General features: G+C 58.6%; 12 protein-coding genes. 7 read left to right on the plus strand and 5 right to left on the minus strand.

What is annotated here, in order from left to right; all coding sequences use genetic code 11:
• Positions 1 to 225: helix-turn-helix domain-containing protein (locus ACLKOZ_RS19115; RefSeq protein WP_436477434.1), on the minus strand; the 225-nt coding region annotated here is incomplete at its 3' end.
• A 1,107-nt stretch (positions 226 to 1,332) separates the two neighbouring features.
• Between ACLKOZ_RS19115 and ACLKOZ_RS19120 the strand changes: the two genes are divergently transcribed.
• Both ACLKOZ_RS19120 and ACLKOZ_RS19125 read left to right on the plus strand, forming a co-directional pair.
• Positions 1,333 to 5,748: a glycosyltransferase family protein gene (locus ACLKOZ_RS19120; RefSeq protein ID WP_436477436.1), complete on the plus strand. Its 4,416-nt coding sequence runs from the start codon at positions 1,333 to 1,335 to the stop codon at positions 5,746 to 5,748.
• 95 nt (positions 5,749 to 5,843) lie between these two features.
• The gene (locus ACLKOZ_RS19125; protein WP_436477438.1) at positions 5,844 to 6,833 is read left to right on the plus strand and encodes a hypothetical protein; all 990 of its coding nucleotides are present in this window, start codon (positions 5,844 to 5,846) and stop codon (positions 6,831 to 6,833) included.
• Between the two features lie 40 nt (positions 6,834 to 6,873).
• Here the strand turns inward: ACLKOZ_RS19125 and ACLKOZ_RS19130 are convergent, their stop codons facing one another.
• On the minus strand, positions 6,874 to 8,910 hold the full coding sequence (locus tag ACLKOZ_RS19130; RefSeq protein WP_436477440.1) for a DUF6270 domain-containing protein: 2,037 nt from the start codon (positions 8,908 to 8,910) through the stop codon (positions 6,874 to 6,876).
• Positions 8,907 to 9,926 carry an FkbM family methyltransferase gene (locus tag ACLKOZ_RS19135; protein WP_436477442.1) on the minus strand — a complete coding sequence of 340 codons (1,020 nt, stop codon included), beginning with the start codon at positions 9,924 to 9,926 and terminating at the stop codon, positions 8,907 to 8,909. The genes ACLKOZ_RS19130 and ACLKOZ_RS19135 overlap by 4 nt, the downstream gene beginning before the upstream one ends.
• Positions 9,927 to 10,146: 220 nt before the next feature.
• Between ACLKOZ_RS19135 and ACLKOZ_RS19140 the strand changes: the two genes are divergently transcribed.
• Together ACLKOZ_RS19140 and ACLKOZ_RS19145 are read left to right on the plus strand one after the other, a co-directional pair.
• Positions 10,147 to 11,928, plus strand: coding sequence for a dynamin family protein (locus ACLKOZ_RS19140; RefSeq protein WP_436477444.1), 1,782 nt, complete (start codon positions 10,147 to 10,149; stop codon positions 11,926 to 11,928).
• On the plus strand, positions 11,925 to 13,541 hold the full coding sequence (locus ACLKOZ_RS19145) for a GTPase (RefSeq protein WP_436477446.1): 1,617 nt from the start codon (positions 11,925 to 11,927) through the stop codon (positions 13,539 to 13,541). Before ACLKOZ_RS19140 ends, ACLKOZ_RS19145 begins: the two co-directional genes overlap by 4 nt.
• Before the next feature lie 41 nt (positions 13,542 to 13,582).
• Here the strand turns inward: ACLKOZ_RS19145 and ACLKOZ_RS19150 are convergent, their stop codons facing one another.
• Both ACLKOZ_RS19150 and ACLKOZ_RS19155 read right to left on the minus strand, forming a co-directional pair.
• Positions 13,583 to 14,122, minus strand: a complete 540-nt coding sequence (locus tag ACLKOZ_RS19150) for a DUF1697 domain-containing protein (protein WP_436477448.1) — start codon at positions 14,120 to 14,122, stop codon at positions 13,583 to 13,585.
• Between the two features lie 43 nt (positions 14,123 to 14,165).
• Positions 14,166 to 14,885, minus strand: a complete 720-nt coding sequence (locus ACLKOZ_RS19155) for an IclR family transcriptional regulator (RefSeq protein ID WP_066292257.1) — start codon at positions 14,883 to 14,885, stop codon at positions 14,166 to 14,168.
• 112 nt (positions 14,886 to 14,997) lie between these two features.
• On the opposite strand from ACLKOZ_RS19155, the gene leuC reads away from it, so the two are divergent.
• From leuC to ACLKOZ_RS19170, 3 genes are read left to right on the plus strand one after another with little or no spacing between them, the layout of a single operon-like run.
• Positions 14,998 to 16,452 carry a 3-isopropylmalate dehydratase large subunit gene (leuC, locus tag ACLKOZ_RS19160; protein WP_337348926.1) on the plus strand — a complete coding sequence of 485 codons (1,455 nt, stop codon included), beginning with the start codon at positions 14,998 to 15,000 and terminating at the stop codon, positions 16,450 to 16,452.
• Positions 16,453 to 16,461: 9 nt separating this feature from the next.
• Positions 16,462 to 17,064: a 3-isopropylmalate dehydratase small subunit gene (gene leuD / locus ACLKOZ_RS19165; protein ID WP_337348925.1), complete on the plus strand. Its 603-nt coding sequence runs from the start codon at positions 16,462 to 16,464 to the stop codon at positions 17,062 to 17,064.
• Between the two features lie 53 nt (positions 17,065 to 17,117).
• Positions 17,118 to 17,921 carry a DUF6270 domain-containing protein gene (locus ACLKOZ_RS19170; RefSeq protein ID WP_436477450.1) on the plus strand — a complete coding sequence of 268 codons (804 nt, stop codon included), beginning with the start codon at positions 17,118 to 17,120 and terminating at the stop codon, positions 17,919 to 17,921.
• The last annotated feature ends 24 nt before the right edge of the window (positions 17,922 to 17,945 follow it).

Below are 17,945 nucleotides of genomic sequence, written 5' to 3' on the forward strand. Positions count from 1 at the left end.
AACGAGTTGCTGCGGGGTCCGGTTCACCACCTGGTGCGGGCGCGAGGACCTGTCGGTCATGCCCGACTCGCCCATCGCGGCATAGCGTTCAGCCCAGCGTCTGGCCGTAGGCCAGGAGCAATTGAACTGCTCGGCAGCCCGGGACACCGGCCATCCCTGGTCAACGACGAGACGCGCGAGGCGTAACCGTTGGCGCGGAGTCAAAGCGGCATTAGCGTGGGACATGAGGACCTCCTGGTCGCCTCAGCGGTTGTCTAAGCAACTCCACTGTGCAACCGGAGGTCCTCACCCATGAGTCAACGACTCCAGCGAGTCATCACATTCACCCAACCAACGTCCCTGGGCAGTACATCTAGCACCGGCCGTTCGCCGCGAGACTCTGTGGGGCGGGACATAGTCGAGCGCATGACGCGGATCGTGGGTTGGTTGTCTGTTCACTGTCTGGACGGGTGGCGGCAATGAATGTTGTTTATTTAGGGGTTTCAGAGAACGTGGACAGGCTGGTTTAGCCGTCTCGTTGGTGCTTACTGGCACGAAGTATACGCGTTATCCCCCCACAATGAATATTTTTGTTGATTCAAAATACGAAGAATTGCAGGCGGCGTGCAGCATGTAAATTCCGTGACAACTCGCGCCGTCACACCGGCCCTGCACTTACGAGCCCAGACATGGATTCGTCAGAATTTTAGCGATTGGCCGGATCATGACCGATAATGCTAGGGAGTATGAGCATTAGTCGAAGTCTGGATAGGGGAAGCGTGAGAACCACGAAGAGAGTAGATCTCGACCCGAGCATCGGGAACATTGGCAGTCTTCTGGCGGCTCGAGGTCGATCGTCCACGCCCCCTCCGCCCAATCCCTCAAAGACCAAACTGGCGGACACCATCGGCATCGGATATAATTCGGCTACGGCACACCATTCCCAGTTGAGGATTGCCACAATAGTCCACGATGAACTATATGACGAACTTGAGAAGTCGTACCTCGTTATGCCGCTTATGCCCTCGTGCTTGGTCAATTCTGTGGACGATGGACAGCCAAAAATGATCATCATCCATCGTTCGGCATTTGAAAGCGGTCCGTGGTTTGGTGCTGAATATGCAACAGGTGGCATAGCCGCGGACACAATTTCCCGGCTACTCCCGTGGAGTCGGAAACGATCCGTCCCAGTTCTTTTCATAGAGAATGGCAAGCCTGACCTGTACTTCACGGCGCGACTGCGGAGTATCGGCACTGAAATTGTGCCGTCAGAAAATACTCTTAGTCGCGTTCCAGAACGAGCGCCGCGCCCGCTGGTATTTCGCATCGCGCATAAGTTTTCGACCGCACCGCATGTATCGACTCAAGACGGAGACATCTGAAGTGAAAGTGCTTTTTTGTCGCATCAACCAAGGTACTGAGGACGTATATGCAGACCAGATCAGCGCGGCCCTAGGGTCAAATTATGATGTCGATGTGGTAACAGCGACGGCCGCCGCTGCGGACATGCCAACCCTAAAGCCACACGTGTCGACAGTTGGGGACTTTAACCCCGTCGAGAACTATGCGATATCCGGTGCTGATGTAGTTTCTTTTGCCGAAAAGATCGAACGCATGGTGCAGAATGAGGGTTACGACCTCGTCATCGCACTAGGTTTGGATTTGATCGCTGAACTCATCCGGCAGGATTCACTGAGGGGACGTGTTTGGTCTGTCCTGTCCGAGTCCGATTTCTTAAGAATCGACGATCAACATAATTTTACTCTATCGCTCGATCAAGTAGTCGAGGAATCTGCGAGGACTGTAGTCTCGGGCCCAGAACGGCAAAACTTGGTTCGCCTTGCGAAGCCGCGCTTTATTCACCGGATTATTACCCTTGATGACTGCAGGGCTGCCAATACCTTCAACCTTGCAATCGCTCAGCGTCGTGTAATGCTTTACCTTCGTCCACGTTTAAACGACCCTAGTTGGGCAGACCGCGCTTATGAAATGGCCGAGTCACTGGCTTCCTCACGAGTTCATGTAGTCGTGCTGTGCCACAATGCGCAATCAGCCCTAGGGTCGGTTTTCAGCCGCGACAGCCCGCACACGACTGTAGTCGAGCCTGCAAGTGCAGCACATCAGCTCGTCGACGATGAGCTGCTGCCCAGGTTCGCAGCATGGCACATCTTCGTGGCCGCGACAGATCTGGACTGCCCCGTCGTACTTACCGATGATCTCGAGGCTGTGGAGCACGGCTTCACGAACAGCCAGCTGAAATGCAAGCTTTGGCCAATCATTGACTTCCCCAGCTATGAGGAATATAGGTCCGCATTCTCGAGCTATGAGCGTATAGCTGAGGCGGTGCCTCGTTTGGTCTACTTGAATGATGACTGCCGTGCCGTCGTGGAATCTCGAATTCCAGCATCCACATCGAAAGGTATTCTCCTAGCGAATCCCATTTCACCGGATCCGGTTGGAGCAAAACAAAGCAATGCAGATGTTTTTGAAGGCTATCTCGACAGGTTCGTTGCCGACTACAAGGCGGTCCCGCTCAACTCGACTACTCGCAAGATCCTCCTGGCTGGACATGACTTTAAGTTTGCCGGCGAGTTGATTGATGTCTTGGCACAAAGAGTTGACGTTGAGCTTCGCGTTGATCACTGGAAAGCGCAAAACCTACAAGATGAAGATAAAAGTCAAAGCCTTCGCGACTGGGCCGATATCATTCTCTGCGAATTCGCGTCGCACAATGCCGTTTGGTATTCCTGGAACAAAAAGCCTGGTCAGGTGCTAGTAATTCGGTTCCACGGATATGAGCTATTTTCTCCTTGGATTCAAGATATCAATCTGAACAACGTCGACAAAGTCGTTTTTGTCTCAAATTTCTACATGGAGAAAGTTTGTAACCAACTCGGATGGTCTCGTGATAAAGCGGTCGTCCTGCCAAATGTAGTGGATATACTGGATCTCAAACGTCCGAAGAAGGACGGCGCTCGTTTTCATCTGGGCATTGCCGGTATTGTGCCGATTTTGAAGCGGCCAGACCGAGCCTTGGATATTCTTGAGCGGCTACTCGACCTTGACAGTCGTTATGTTTTGCACATTCGAGGAAGAGCGCCGTGGGATTACGGCTGGATGTGGGAAAACGAGGAGATTCGAGAGGCCTATGATGCCTTTTACGAACGAATTTCTGGTAACCCGCTGTTGAGGCGCAGAATAGCCTTCGATGAGTTCAGTCCCGACATGGGTCGGTGGTTCCAGAATGTTGGTTGGATGTTATCGCCGAGTTACCGCGAGACGTTCCATCTTGCGCCGGTGGAGGGGATGGCGTCGGGAGCGATTCCTGTTGTGTGGGAACGTGAAGGGGCCGTGGAGATTTTTGGAGACGAGTGGGTCCATGCCGAATTGGATGCGGCGATTGAATATATTACAACGGTGAATCGAACAGCAGACAGCTATTCCGAAGTTTCGCGGGCTGCGTCAAACTACGCAGCAAGATATGATCTTCTGATCAATGGACAACAGTGGCTGAAGATGTTGTTCTCAACATGTGCAGAACACTCTGACGTGCCGAGTACCAATATTTCAATCGACGCAATGGAAGAGCGATTCGTCGAAAAGCCAACCACTGAGACATTGACAAGGCTCTTCAGCGTCTTACACCGAGAGGGAGATTTAGCACGCATTGGAGAGCTGGCGGGAGGTCACCCTCAGCTTGTTGTCGGCTCAGCTCTGAAGTACGTGGCGGCTCAGAGATGGGCAGCAGGTGTTGAACGTTTGAAGGCCGCGCCCCCTCCGGTGCCCAGAAGATCTGAGGGAGCTGCATACCTGATCGAACATGGCAGTGTCCTGTTCGCCATAAATGAGTTCTGCGAGGCGTCCCTTCAACGGGCCTGGACAGCTCCACTGTTGGAAAGCGTCCAAGACGGGAAGGTAAGTGTTGTTAGCGTCACTTCCGCAACAGTCAACACTGCATTCCTCGATTCTGACCACGGCCGAGAAACCATTTATGTGCAAGATTTGCCGGTCACAAGGCTTCCACTCCGTAATTCTGATGACCTTCTGCTGCCCCAATTCATAATTGCTGCCACCGACGCCATCGTGAGAGAAGCTCGGGCAGTCCGGCCGGCAGGAATAGCCGCTCACTCGGACTTCTGGGTCGGTCTTCCCGCGCTTCTGGCGGCGCGACGACTCGGTGTGCCCTTTATGCTTGCCGACTCACCTCTTACGGAGGATGACGAGCTGTCTCTGATTTGTCTGGAGCAAGCGGACGCGGTTTTCGCATTCAACGGGACACCCATTGACTGTCTGTCAGATGCGACAAGTTCCTACCGGGTAGCCACAAACCAGGATGAGCAAATAAATCTAGCGGATTTACGCGTTGGTGTCATCGCAGACAATTTCACCAGCACAACCATTGCGCATTCGTTTCATACATTCCCGCTCTCACGACATGATGGCTACGTCGAAGTGGCTTCGCTAGACTTGGATGCAATTTTCGTTGAATCAGCCTGGGAGGGCGCGCAAAATCAGTGGCGCCGAGGCGTTGCTTACTATCCAGATGAGATCAAGGACCTCGAAAAAATCATTAAGGTCGCTAGAGCTCGTGGTATCCCAGTGATATTTTGGAATAAAGAAGACCCGGTGCATTTCCGAGCCTTTGAACGAACCGCTCGGATGATGGATCACGTTTTCACGACCGACGCTGACATGGTCGGCAAATACCTGCAGAGCGCAGATTCTGCAAACCAGAGCGTTTCGTCCCTGCCCTTCTACGCTGAACCGGTAATTCATAATCCCCTGCCGACAGAGCGAAAGTACATGCATACAGTTAGCTATGCGGGAACATACTACGGCGATCGTTTCAAAGAACGCTCTGAAGAATTACATAGAATTCTTGATGCTGCCAAGGTTCATGGGCTCACGATCTATGACCGTCAAGTCAATGTTCCCAACTCGCCCTATCATTTCCCTGCAGAACTCGTTCCCTATGTCCGGGAAGGGGTTCCTTACAAAGAGGTTCTCGAGGTGTACAAAGCGCACCCGGTCAACATCAACGTGAATTCAGCAAATGATTCACCCACCATGTTTTCGCGCCGCGTCGTAGAGATCGCAGCGAGCGGGTCCTTGGTGCTAAGTGGCCGCGGACGAGGCATTACTGAGCAAATCCGAGGGATTGAAGCCACCAACTCGGACTCGAGGTGGGCAGAACTGCTTTCCAGCTGGATGTCTGACGAAACGGGACGCGTGGCAGCCGTTTGGAGACAGATGCGCACTATCACGCGGTCCCATCTGGCGGAACACGCACTGGCTATTGTCATGCGTACCGCTGGGATACCTGTGATCGCTAGGGCTCTTCCCTCCTATGCTCTAGCGAGGAAAGGAATTGAGTCGGACGAAGTGGCTGCAATTCTGCGTCAAACGTGGCGACCAGCCGTTGTCTTCACGGACAGCATTAGTGCACCGAACCGCGAAGCGCTGGAAGAGGGAGGGATCTCGGTAGCACCCGCATCACAGATTGACCAAGTAGAGCAGAGCTGGATCGCCTCTTGGGGCAACGTGCCCACGGATTCATACTTCGAAGATCTTTTACACGCCACACGGTTCGGAACTTACAGTGTGCTATCAGGGCGCATGTACAGCGCCCGCGATGGCATTGGCAATCCAATCATCGAGCTGGGAAGAAATGGAGAATTTGCTGAGCTTCATCGCGTGCCCCATGGCATGCCAATTGAGGATTCACCGCTCACATGGATCCTACCGGGCGCCGATTTCGATGAATGTTAGCTGCGTCCGTTAGTCAGTCCGTCGCTTTGCCCGTTCAAGGTGAAGCTCTTTCCCGTAATTATAAATTACCCCACATCACTAGGCCAGGAGGTCAAGTGCCAGAGTTTGACGAGTTCTATAAAGCCCCAGTTGTCACCCTTGGTGAGCTGGATTCCTTCACTCCGAATCTGGGCGATGACGAGACCATCTACGAATTAGAAATCGGCGACGGCATGTTGCTTTCGTTTCTCGTAAATTGTCGTCCCAGCGTCAGGGGTGAATTAAGGACGGGGTTTCATGCAGCAAAGGGACCCATAACCCCCGATGGCCGATACTTCGCGCCGGTGGCACTGTCTCGGGCATCAAATGCGCCTTTTGTATTATTCTCTGATCCAACATTGTCACTAGCGCCCAAGAATCGACTGTCTTGGTACCTTGGTACCCCGAATGTTGATCCCGACAACTGGATGGAAGCGATAATCAGGAAGTTGATGGGCATTGTAGGTGCTCGATACTTGATCCTTGAGGGGTCTTCGGCGGGCGGCTTCGTCGCCATGCGCCTAGGGGCAAGATTCGCAAACTCGGTCGCGATACCACGTATCCCCCAGACGGACATCTTCCGATATTCAATACGTCAGCCGGTGCGTGAAAGCCTCAACACGGCTTGGTCAGGGCTCTCGTACGTCGAGATTATGCAAAACTACTCACACAGATTTCGTATTGCCGACCTATACACTGACCCGTCTTGGAACCGCGGGAATCTCATATCCTATGTGCACAATGCTGGCGATACGTGGCACACGGAAGAGCACCTGAATCCCTTTCTCGAAGAAGTGGGCGAGTCAGTCCATGCTTTTGTGGCACTCGAAGACAGAATGACCGTCTCGAGGCCATACGTCGGGGGCGGCCACATCGGGATTCCATCCTCGTTCTGGCCAGCCGAGACAGAGATGGCCTTTACGAGATTGAGAACTTGCAGGCCACTGGAGGCTGACCACTCCGATGAGCCGATGTTCTCGCCACCGCGTGAAATGCGGCGTAGCTCTGCGGCAAACGAAGCACGGCAGAAATCCATTTCACAGCATTGGGCGTCCATTCCTGACTAGAGGGTCACCGATGAGCAGCCAGGCGGTGGTCGCATGGTCACTAGCTATGTCGTGCCTTGTCTGAGGTTGTGGACTGAACCCCATCGGGCGGGCAATGCTCAGCAAGCACGGTGAGCAGGTGCGTAGACGCCTTGGTAACAAAGTGATATGGTGCCGCCCCCCATTTATGGCCAGCATCGGCAACCAGAAGATTTGCCGGGTACTCAATGAAGCGAATCTCAGGGTACTGGCCGAGTTCGGCATAGAGGCGTTCCAAAATTGCGTTATTGGTGTTGATATATCCTTGGTTTGGAAGAAGTGCGCCGGCGCTATCGGTTGTTGCCCACCAAACCTTGTTTACGACGATTTTCGAAGCTGGACAGATCGCTAGCAGTTTCGATAGGCCGTCCAGCCAGCGAGCAAAATATGCGTCGGTTCCCACTCCAATCAGCGAATTTTCTTCTGCCGTCACGCCAGTGCTTTGAAGCTCGGATGAATACGCCACTACTGAATGCTCGTAGTTCATCAGCGGTATTCTCTCATCTATGAGATCCAGAAGCAACAGGTCATATTCGGAGTGACGAAGAATGGACGCGAGCTCCTTTTTCAAGTCGATCTCCACCATGCGCCTCTGGAATGAGCTCGAGATAGAAGCAGTGCTGAAGTCAAGTGCGGACGGAATCTCCGCGAAGGCACTTCCTAGCGGCGACCTCGCGACATAGTCCACGAGGTGCATGTCGTGTGGGAACTGGAAGGCATCTCTGGAGACGCAACTCCCGTATATGAACACGCGTAGGGGTAAGGGCTCCAGGGCAGTTGTAGGACTAATTTTCTTGGAAAGCGTCGTTAGTTCATTATTGAATCCATCACGAACACGAACTTGCACCGCTCCTGTTGATTCGGTGTCTACTTCAATGAGGCAGTCCTTGTCAGAAGAGAACCAACGGACATTAGTGGCGACGCCCGCGTTGTCAAGTGTAAAGAAACCGAAAGTGATGCCCCCATAAGAGGCGGGTACGTCTCCGAGATTCACTCGGACATATAACTGCCCATTCTTACGGTGCTCAAGCTCGAGTGATAAATTCAATGCAATCAGCGACTCGATCTGCCGCAGGTCCCGAGGCTCCTTTCCTGGCTGCTGTTGGGGAAGCAGTTTGGATTGTTGGAGGCTGGCAACTATGTCAATCACAGCCCTCATCGGATCTAGCATCTCTTTGATTATTAGGGTTACGGCGTCCGCAGGCAATGGCTGATGATCCGTGCCAAAATGCGTGACCCAAAGCAGTTGGTCAGGGTTGGTCCAGTAAACTCCTCGGCCTAAGTGCTTGAGATTACAGGCTTCGATAAACGGAGCAGTATGGATGGGCACATGCCAATCCGTTGCATTTTGTACAAAGAGGACCCGTCGAGGACTCCTGCCAGCCCTTGCATCTGGTAGAAGCGACAGCTCAACACCAGCAGCTTCGAATTCGCGACGTACTGTTTCCTTCCAAGCTGCAGACTCAAGCAAATTTGCAGTTAGGGCCGGGTATGCGACTTTCAAGTAATTGCGAACAAACTTTTCATTATATTCGAGAATATCTGTTTGCGCATTCCAAACGAATACGGAAGCGGTATTTCCCAGTTTTTGCCCCAACTTTAGGGCGGCGAAACCTCCTCCTGAGCCTCCGATAAGAAGCAGTTCTTTGCCGGAAGCCGCGATCAGATGCCTCAGGAGCTTCAACAAGCTTTGCGTTAAGTCCTGTTTTTCGTTGCCAGCGTACCAGGCGAGACCTAAGGTTGGGTCTAACTCCAGCGATGGGTCTGAAATTGAGATGTACGGAAAGCCGCCCGTCGCAGAGACATTGCTGCCGGAAAAGAACGGCCCAGCTTTCAGTTCACGAGATTGAACGGCGCCTGACAAGAAAATTGGAATGACCTTGTTATCGCCGTGTAGAGGGCTACCACTGATAACAAGATCCAGGCTCGGCCCAGAATCTAGGGAGATTGTGTGAACGCCATCCCGCCATATATTCTCGCCACTGTACCCGTCGATCGAATTCCACTGGAAGTGAGTATCGGGCCATGCAGAGTAGTCCCTATCGCGGACCACGTTCATGCCTCCTCGCCCCTCAACAAGCGAACTTCCCTCTCAAGGCTTTCAATGGTCAGTTGGCTCTTGTCTTGGGACGCTCTCAAACTTTTCATCATCGAGTAGAGTTCGTTCACTCGCTGAGCCATTGCGTCTTCCCGGTCAGTGGAGTCGTTTACATCACCATTGGTATCTACCACAGAGCATTCTGCGGCGATCTTCTGCAGAGCCTCCCGGTGCAATCGTTCGGTGTACCTGTTGGAGCGTAACAAGCGGTTGTTGAACTCCGCTTGAGCCTCTCTAATCGTTTGCATTTGATGCACCTGAAACTTGATGATTGAAGTTTGTTCTTGAAGTGTCCTAACTGGAGCCAAGACGAAAGTCGGCGAAGCATTGAAACGGCCAAGAGAAGCATAGTCCAATTCTTCAAGAATTCCGCTGAGTTTGTCGACGTCTTTCTCGTCGTTAATTTCGCAGGAGATGAAGGGGCGATCACGCTCGATCAGCGTCTTTGCGCCGCAGATGACGTCTAGATCCATGCCCTCGACGTCAATCTTGATAAACGCCACCTTTCCTTCAAAGTCCTGTTCGTCGAGCGAAGTCAGGACAATATCGCCGTAAATTGAGGGCATGAGTGAAGTTGCGCCGAGGTTTCCCTTGTTAGTGGAGTGCACGCGCGCTCGACCGGAAGTTTTCCCAACTGCAAATGGGCGGACCTCGACGCGCTCGTCTGCGAAGTTGAGCTCAACGCTGTGCAGGAGGCACCGCAGCGCTTCTTCTACCGGTTCATAGGCGACGACGTGACAGCCGAGAATTTGAGAAAAGTACAGGGTGTGATTTCCTACGTTTGCACCAACATCGATTACCAGATCACCGGGTTTGAGTATCGAGGTAAGCGCATCGAGGAACTGACTTTCGTAAAAGTTACCGGTGTTCTTTATCGATGCAGTGATGTGATCGTGCTCAGAAGACACCGCTATTTTCGCGCTTTTTCCATGAGCAGTAGCCACCACGAAGCTTAAAAAACCTGGATTGTTGTGCACTAGTGCTGGCCCCTGTAAGTTCCGTAAGTCTGTTCCTTCGACTTTACCTCGCGTCGTGGCGAAGTACCCTTTTCTGTAACCTACAGGAGTGCACTACCGCCGAAGCAATGCTACCGCTCCAGAAGCCTCGTAGCCGCCAGTCTTCGATGCGGCGGTCGGTCTCCTCGGAGGAAATCGTGTTGGGTGCGTTCCCGAAATTTGTTGCTGGCATGATGGTGCTGTGAGCTCCAACCACCATCCTCCCGCCAGGGCTCCAGCACAGGGCTCCGGCCAATCGGCTGCCGCCGCCCTTGCGCTGCTTGAGGCTGTGCGGCAGGACCTGTCGCTTGTTTCCTTGCCGCTTGCCCTGCCGGCTGCCGGGCAGGCCCGGCAAGAGGCACGGAACGCCCTGGCCCAGCTGGACGACTATATTCTGCCGCGTTACCGCAGCCTGGACGCTCCGTTGCTTGCCGTCGTCGGCGGTTCCACGGGGGCCGGCAAATCCACACTGGTCAACGCGCTGGTGGGGCATCCGGTCACGCGCTCCGGGGCCATCAGGCCCACCACCCGCCAGCCCATCCTGCTGCACCACCCGGCGGACGCCGGCTGGTTCGAAGACCAGCGCATCCTGCCTACCCTGAGCCGGATCAGGGGCACGCTCACCACGGATGTTGTCCCTGCCAGCCGCGCCGGAGTAACCCTGGACGCGGCCGCCGTTTCCTCCCTTGTGCTGGTGGCGGACCGGGCCGTTCCGCACGGAATAGCGGTGCTCGATGCTCCGGACGTCGACTCCATCTCCGACGACAACCGCAAGCTGGCCGGACAGCTGCTGGCTGCCGCTGACCTCTGGGTCTTTGTGACCACGGCCAATCGCTACGCCGATGCCGTTCCGTGGAAACTGCTGCTGAACGCGGCCTCCCGCGACATCCTGGTGGCCGTGGTGTTGGACCGTGTACCGGCCGAGGCAGAGGCAGAAGTTTCTGCGGACCTGCGGAGCCTGCTGGACAGGGAAGGCCTGGGTTCGGCGGGACTGTTCATCATTGCCGAGACTGACCTTGACGCGCTCGGCATGCTCCCCCCTGCCGCAGTGGAGCCTCTCCGTACCTGGCTGCACAGCCTGGCCGCTGACGCCGCAGGCAGGGGACAGATTGCCCGGCGGACCCTCAATGGAACCGTGAAGGCATTGGCGGGCCGGATTGGCAGCGTGGCGCGGGCGCAGGACGAGCAGGAGCAGGCTGCGGCGGGGCTCAGGGCTGAGACCCTCACGGCCTATCGTGATGCGGAAACGCGGATCCTTGATGCTACGAAGGATGGCGCCCTGTTGCGGGGAGAGGTCCTTGCCCGCTGGCAGGACTTCGTGGGAACGGGGGAGTTCTTCCGCAGCCTTGAACAGGGCATCGGGCGCTTGCGCGACCGGGCGGGCGCGTTCTTCCGCGGCGAACCTGCCCCGGCCGTCAAGGTCGAGGCCGCCATCGAATCCGGGCTGCAGGCAGTCATCCTCGATGAGGCCGCCAACGCTGCCGAGCAGGCAGACAAGCGGTGGCGCGCAGACCCGGCAGGCCGTCAGTTGCTCGGAACCGAGGACCTCTCAGGGGCAGCTATGGATTTCCCCGGAACCGTGGCGGCGGAGATCCGGGCCTGGCAGGCGGACCTGATGGAACTGATCCGGACTGAAGGGCAGGAAAAACGTACCCAGGCCAGATGGTTGTCCTTCGGGATCAACGGCCTCGGGGCAGCGCTGATGGTCGTGGTGTTTTCCATGACCGCCGGGCTCACTGGCCTGGAGGTGGGCGTGGCCGGCGGCACCGCCATCGTGGGCCAAAAGCTGCTGGAAGCGGTCTTCGGTGAAGACGCGGTCCGCCGGCTTGCCCGGAAAGCACGGGAGGATCTCCACCAGCGCACCCGGAAGCTGCTGGCGGAGGAGCAGCGAAAGTTCCTTGACCGGCTCCCCGAGGTGCCCGCTGACCGGGCTCTGCTGGCCCGCCATGTTGAAGCCCTGACGCGGCTTGCGGACACCGCATGAGCCGCCACACCGCTGCCCGTGTCTCGTCGCAGCTGGACGCCCGCCTTGAAGCCCTCAATAGTGCCCGTGAACTCGCCGAGGGCGTGCTGCCCGAGGAAGTCTTGCAAGACGTGTTGAGGCTGCTGGAGCGCGCCACCTCCCGGCGGTCCCTCTCCGCCGACCACACGGTTGTTGGCTTTTTCGGCGCCACCGGAAGCGGCAAGTCATCGCTCTTCAACGCCGTCAGCGCCGCCGAAATCGCGACGGCGGCCGTTCGGCGGCCAACCACCACCGAACCTTTGGCAGGAGTCTGGGGAGCGGAAGGCAGCGAACCGCTGCTGGACTGGCTGGATGTTCGAAGCCGGCACCATGCCGCGCCCGTGCCCGGCTTCGCGGATGAGGAAACCGGGCTGATTCTCCTCGACTTGCCGGACTTCGATTCCACGAGGGCAGCCAACCGTGAGATCGTGCAGCGGATGGTGGGCATGGTGGATGTCCTGGTTTGGGTGCTCGATCCGCAAAAATATGCCGATGCCGCGGTTCATAACGGCTTCCTTGCACCGCTGGCAGCGCACGGTTCCATCACCCTCGTGGTGCTCAACCAAACCGACCGGCTGCCGGAGAGGGACGTCCAGCCCGTGCTGGAATCATTGAAGGGAATCCTCGCCGTGGACGGCCTGGGGCAGGTCGAGGTGATCGGTGCTTCTGCCGTCACCGGCGCAGGGGTGGACCGTGTCAGGGCCGCTATTCGGCACGTGGTGGTGCGGCGGCAGGCGTCTTCACAGCGACTCACAGCTGACGTGTCCCGCGCCGTCGCACGGCTGCGGGACGCCTCCGGAGCCGGCGAGGCCGCCGGTGTCCGGCCCGGGTCTAAAACGCGACTTGCGGATGCGTTGGCCTCGGCTGCCAACGTGCCCCTGGTGGTGGGAGCCGTGGACCGCTCCTACCGCCTGGAAGCGGCCCGCCGCACCGGGTGGCCGGTGACCCGCTGGCTGCTGAAATTCCGGCCTGACCCCCTGCGGCGGCTTAACCTGCGTAGCAGTGCCCCATCCGAACTCAGCCGCACGTCGCTGCCACCCGCCGGGGCGCCCGAACGCGCTCGGACGGATGCCGCCGTCCGCCAGTTCGGCGACGACGCCAGCGCGGGCGCGCCCGGCCCGTGGCGCGCTGCGATCCGGGATGCTGCCCGTGAAGGCAGGGAGCGGCTCCCGGACGCCCTCGACCAGGCCATTGCGGGCACGGACCTGCTGGTCGCGCGGAAGTCCTGGTGGTGGCCGGTCTTCAACCTGTTCCAGTGGCTTGCCCTGCTGACCATTCTCGGCGGCCTCGGATGGCTGGGAGTACTGGCTGGGCTGGGCTACCTCCAGTTGCCTGTCCCCGACGTGCCGCGGGTTGAAGGCTGGCCGATCCCAACCCTGATGATTGCCGGGGGAGCCGCCCTGGGAATTTTCCTGGCGCTTACGGGGAAGTTCATCGGGGCCGTAGCCGGCCGGGCCCGGGCCACCACGGCCAGGAAGCGCCTCCGTGCCGCCGTCGGAGAGGTTGCCCAGGCCTTGGTGGTGGAACCTGTTGACCTTGAGGTCAGCCGACACAGGTCATTCAACACCGCTTTGGACAAAGCGGGGGAGGCGTAGCGCCACTGCCGACTGGGTCCGCCGCTTCCGCAGGTGCCTGCCTATGAAAGAGCTGCGGCTGCCTCCCGCACCTTGATCAGGGTCCGCAGGTTCCGGGTGGTGGTAGTTGCCTTGTATTTCGCCTTCGATGAGACCTTGCTGAAGGGGCTGTCCAACGTGCCACCCGCAGGTGCCAGCCAGGCCAGGGCTTCCGGTCCGAGCCTTTTCTGTTCCGTACCTTCCAGGGCCGCCCCGGCCGCATCCAGTTCATCCAGCATGGCGGTGTCTGAAGCCAGCGTGACATAGGTGTGGGTGGATTTGTCGTCGTCCGGGTACGGGCACGCGTCCACCAGTTCGGACACTCTCTGTGCGGTGAGGACAACCACCCAGGCGTCATAGCCGAATGATTTCCGCAGGCAATCCTCGAAGTCCTTCTTAACGGCGGCGGGTCCCAGTTCGCTGGCCAGGACCACGTTGCCGCTGGCAAGAAGGGTCTTGACGCCGTCAAAGCCCGTGGCTTCCAGGGCTGCCTTGAGATCCGCCATCTTGATATTGATCCCGCCCACGTTGATGCCGCGGAGGAACACTGCATAGCTGTTCATGCTGAAAGCCTAGCCGCGGCGGCGCGTCACTTGCGGGTAGGCCCTAGTCGTTGTTCTTGCGCAGGGCTTCGGTGAGGATCCGGCCTGCGTTGCACACCACTTCGGCGTGCAACCGGCCCGGCTGGCGGGTGAGGCGTTCGATGGGGCCCGAGATCGACACTGCGGCAATGACACGGCCGGACGGTCCGCGCACCGGTGCGGAAACTGAGGCAACCCCCGGCTCACGTTCGCCGAGGCTCTGCCCCCAGCCCCGCCGTCGTACTCCTGCCAGCACCGTGGGCGTAAAGCGCGCGGATTGGAGGCCTTCTAGGAGCCGGTCATGGTCTTCCCACGCGAGCAGGACCTGGGCGGCCGAGCCGGCCTTCATGGAGAGCTGCGTGCCTACCGGAATGGTGTCCCGCAGGCCGATCGGACGCTCCGCGGACGCAACGCACACACGCCAGTCGCCCTGGCGCCGGAAGATCTGGGCACTTTCGCCTGTGGCGTCGCGCAGCTGCATCAGTACAGGTCCGGCGGAAGCGATCAGGCGGTCTTCTCCCGCGGCGGAAGCCAGCTCAACGAGCCTGCTCCCGAGCACGAACCGGCCTTGGATGTCACGGCTGACCAGCCGGTGATGGACCAGGGCGAGGGCAAGCCGGTGGACGGTGGGCCGGGCGAGGCCGGTGGCTGCTACAAGCTGGGCCAGGGTGGTAGGCCCGGCCTCAAGTGCGTCCAGCACATGGGCCGCTTTATCAATGACACCGACTCCACTAGAATTGTCCATGTAATGATATTGCCGTCTCAATATCTGAGATGCAAATGTTTCGGCTGGCGATTTGCACAGCCGCCCTGATTCAGTGGACCTTAACAGCCAACAGCAGTGAAGGGAGATGGCCGTGGCAAAGACACTGGCCGAGAAAGTCTGGGACGCGCACGTGGTGCGCAAAGGCGACGGCGAAGGAGCCAACGCCCAGCCCGACCTTCTCTTCATCGACCTCCACCTCGTTCACGAGGTGACCTCCCCGCAGGCTTTTGAAGGCCTGCGCCTGGCCGGCCGCAAGCTGCGCCGCCCGGACCTCACGATTGCCACGGAGGACCACAACACGCCCACACTGGACATCGACAAGCCCATTGCCGACCTGACCAGCCGCACCCAGATCCAGACGCTGCGCAACAACTGCGCAGAGTTCGGCGTCCGGCTGCACTCCCTTGGTGATGCCGAACAGGGCATCGTCCACGTGGTGGGTCCCCAGCTTGGCCTGACGCAGCCCGGCATGACAGTGGTCTGCGGCGACTCGCACACCTCCACGCACGGCGCGTTCGGCGCGCTCGCGATGGGCATCGGCACCTCCGAGGTGGAGCACGTCATGGCCACGCAGACGCTGTCCCTGAAGCCGTTCAAGACCATGGCCATCAACGTCGAGGGCACCCTCCGCCCGGGCGTCACGGCAAAGGACATCATCCTCGCCGTCATCGCCAAGATCGGCACCGGCGGTGGCCAGGGCTACGTCCTGGAATACCGTGGCTCCGCCATCCGGGCGCTGTCCATGGATGCCCGCATGACCATCTGCAACATGTCCATCGAAGCCGGGGCCCGCGCCGGGCTCGTCGCGCCGGACCAGACTACCTACGACTACATGTACGGTCGCCCGCACGCCCCGCAGGGTGCCGAGTGGGACGCCGCCGTCGAATACTGGAACACGCTGCGTACCGACGACGACGCCACGTTTGACGTCGAGGTGGACCTCGACGCCGACACGCTTGAGCCTTTCGTCACCTGGGGTACCAACCCTGGCCAGGGCGTGTCGCTTTCCGGATCTGTGCCGTCCCCGGATGACTTCGGCGACGAGAACGCCAAAGCCGCCGCTGAGCGTGCCCTGCAGTACATGGGCCTGGCCGCAGGTACGCCCATGAAGGACATCCGCGTGGACACTGTCTTCCTCGGCTCCTGCACGAATTCGCGGATGGAGGATCTGCGCGCTGCGGCAGACATCATCCGCGGCCGCCAGAAAGACCCCAACATCCGCATGCTGGTGGTACCAGGCTCGGCACGCGTCAGGCTGGAAGCCGAAGCTGAGGGCCTGGACAAGGTTTTCAAGGACTTCGGCGCCGAGTGGCGCTTCGCCGGCTGCTCGATGTGCCTGGGCATGAACCCGGACCAGCTGGAGGTGGGGGAGCGTTGCGCCTCAACGTCCAACCGCAACTTCGAAGGCCGGCAGGGCAAGGGCGGACGCACGCACCTCGTCTCCCCGGTGGTGGCAGCAGCCACGGCCATCCGCGGCACGCTGAGTTCGCCGTCGGACCTTGATCCGGCCCCCGAGTCCGCCGCCATCCGCACCGACGCAGCCTAGGAGACCGATATGGAAAAGTTCACCACCCACACGGGCATCGGCGTCCCGCTGCGCCAAAGCAACGTTGACACGGACCAGATCATCCCAGCCGTCTACCTCAAGCGGATCACCCGCACCGGCTTCGAGGACGCGCTCTTCTCCGCCTGGCGCAAGGACCCTGCCTTCATCCTGAACCAGGCACCGTTCAACGCCGGTTCCGTACTGGTGGCCGGACCTGATTTCGGCACCGGCTCCTCCCGTGAACACGCCGTCTGGGCGTTGAAGGACTACGGCTTCAAGACTGTCCTGTCGTCACGGTTCGCGGACATCTTCCGGGGCAACTCCGGCAAGCAGGGGCTGCTGGCCGCTGAAGTGGCCCAGGACGACATCGAGCTGATTTGGAAAGAGCTCGAGAACGCACCGGGAACCGAAGTGACGGTTGACCTGGTTTCCAAGACTGTGATCTGCGGCAACATTGTGGCGCCGTTCGAGATCGACGACTACACACGGTGGCGTCTGCTCGAAGGCCTCGATGACATCGGCCTGACGCTGCAGCACGAAGAGGACATCACCGCCTACGAGGCCACCCGCCCCGCATTCATGCCGAAGACGCTCCCGGCCCGTCTGTCCTGAATCGTGCGGCTGCCGGCGCAGGGCTTGAGCGGCTCCTCTGTTAAGGTTCTTCAATGCAAAAAAGCGTGATGATCTATGGCAGTTGTGTGTCGAGGGACGCGTTTGACAAGCTCGGAGCAGGGTACACACTGCTGGGCTATGTGACGCGTCAGTCGATGATCAGCGCATTATCCCGGCCTACGGATCTTCTCGAAGGGGACGCTCTTAGCTCAGCATTTCAGGACCGTTCGCTGGAGGGTGATCTGAAATCGAACCTGTTGCCGATGCTGCGGAGGTTCGCGGCGAACATAGACCTTCTCGTCATAGACCTGACGGATGAACGGCTGGGCGTAGTTCGTCTCCCGGACGGCAGCTACGTCACCCAGTCCCCGGAGCTGGGGAGCTCAGGGCGGCTCGCTCAAGTTCGGGGAACGCGACGCCACTTTGACCCTGCTACGGAAGGCCACTGGAAGTTGTGGGAATCGGCGGCCACCAGGCTGTTCGGGGCACTGACCAGCATGGGACTGCGCGAGAAGACCCTGGTGCTGAGTACGCCGTGGGCCCAGATGACGGAATCCGGAGAACCCGTGGACAGCTTCCGCGGGCTCAACGGTGATCTGGAGTTGAACGCCTACTTCGCCGAGTGCTGCGCGCACATCAGGACTCTGGGCTACAACGTGCCGACGCTGCCCGAGGAATTGCGGGTTGCCCACGCGCAGCATAAATGGGGGCCTGCGCCGTTTCATTTTGCTCCAGGAGCGAACAGTTGGATAGCCGATCAGATGAGGGACGCTGTTACCGGTACCTCCACTGCTTGGGGGAGCCCACAAAGAGCGCAACGCGAGCCCGGCGCGCCCCGGCGCATTTCGGTTCGGTAACGCGACCTCCTATGCTTAGCTGGA

It is taken from the genome of Arthrobacter sp. R4 (genome assembly GCF_051365025.1).
In the GTDB taxonomy this organism is placed as follows: domain Bacteria; phylum Actinomycetota; class Actinomycetes; order Actinomycetales; family Micrococcaceae; genus Arthrobacter.

What these genes read in the sequence shown, in the direction of transcription:
- ACLKOZ_RS19120 (WP_436477436.1), top strand. Translation starts at nt 1,333, where the DNA reads ATGTATCGACTCAAGACGGAGACATCTGAAGTGAAAGTGCTTTTTTGT.
- ACLKOZ_RS19130 (WP_436477440.1), bottom strand. Translation starts at nt 8,910, where the DNA reads ATGAACGTGGTCCGCGATAGGGACTACTCTGCATGGCCCGATACTCAC.
- ACLKOZ_RS19145 (WP_436477446.1), top strand. Translation starts at nt 11,925, where the DNA reads ATGAGCCGCCACACCGCTGCCCGTGTCTCGTCGCAGCTGGACGCCCGC.
- ACLKOZ_RS19150 (WP_436477448.1), bottom strand. Translation starts at nt 14,122, where the DNA reads ATGAACAGCTATGCAGTGTTCCTCCGCGGCATCAACGTGGGCGGGATC.
- ACLKOZ_RS19155 (WP_066292257.1), bottom strand. Translation starts at nt 14,885, where the DNA reads ATGGACAATTCTAGTGGAGTCGGTGTCATTGATAAAGCGGCCCATGTG.
- leuD (WP_337348925.1), top strand. Translation starts at nt 16,462, where the DNA reads ATGGAAAAGTTCACCACCCACACGGGCATCGGCGTCCCGCTGCGCCAA.
- ACLKOZ_RS19170 (WP_436477450.1), top strand. Translation starts at nt 17,118, where the DNA reads ATGCAAAAAAGCGTGATGATCTATGGCAGTTGTGTGTCGAGGGACGCG.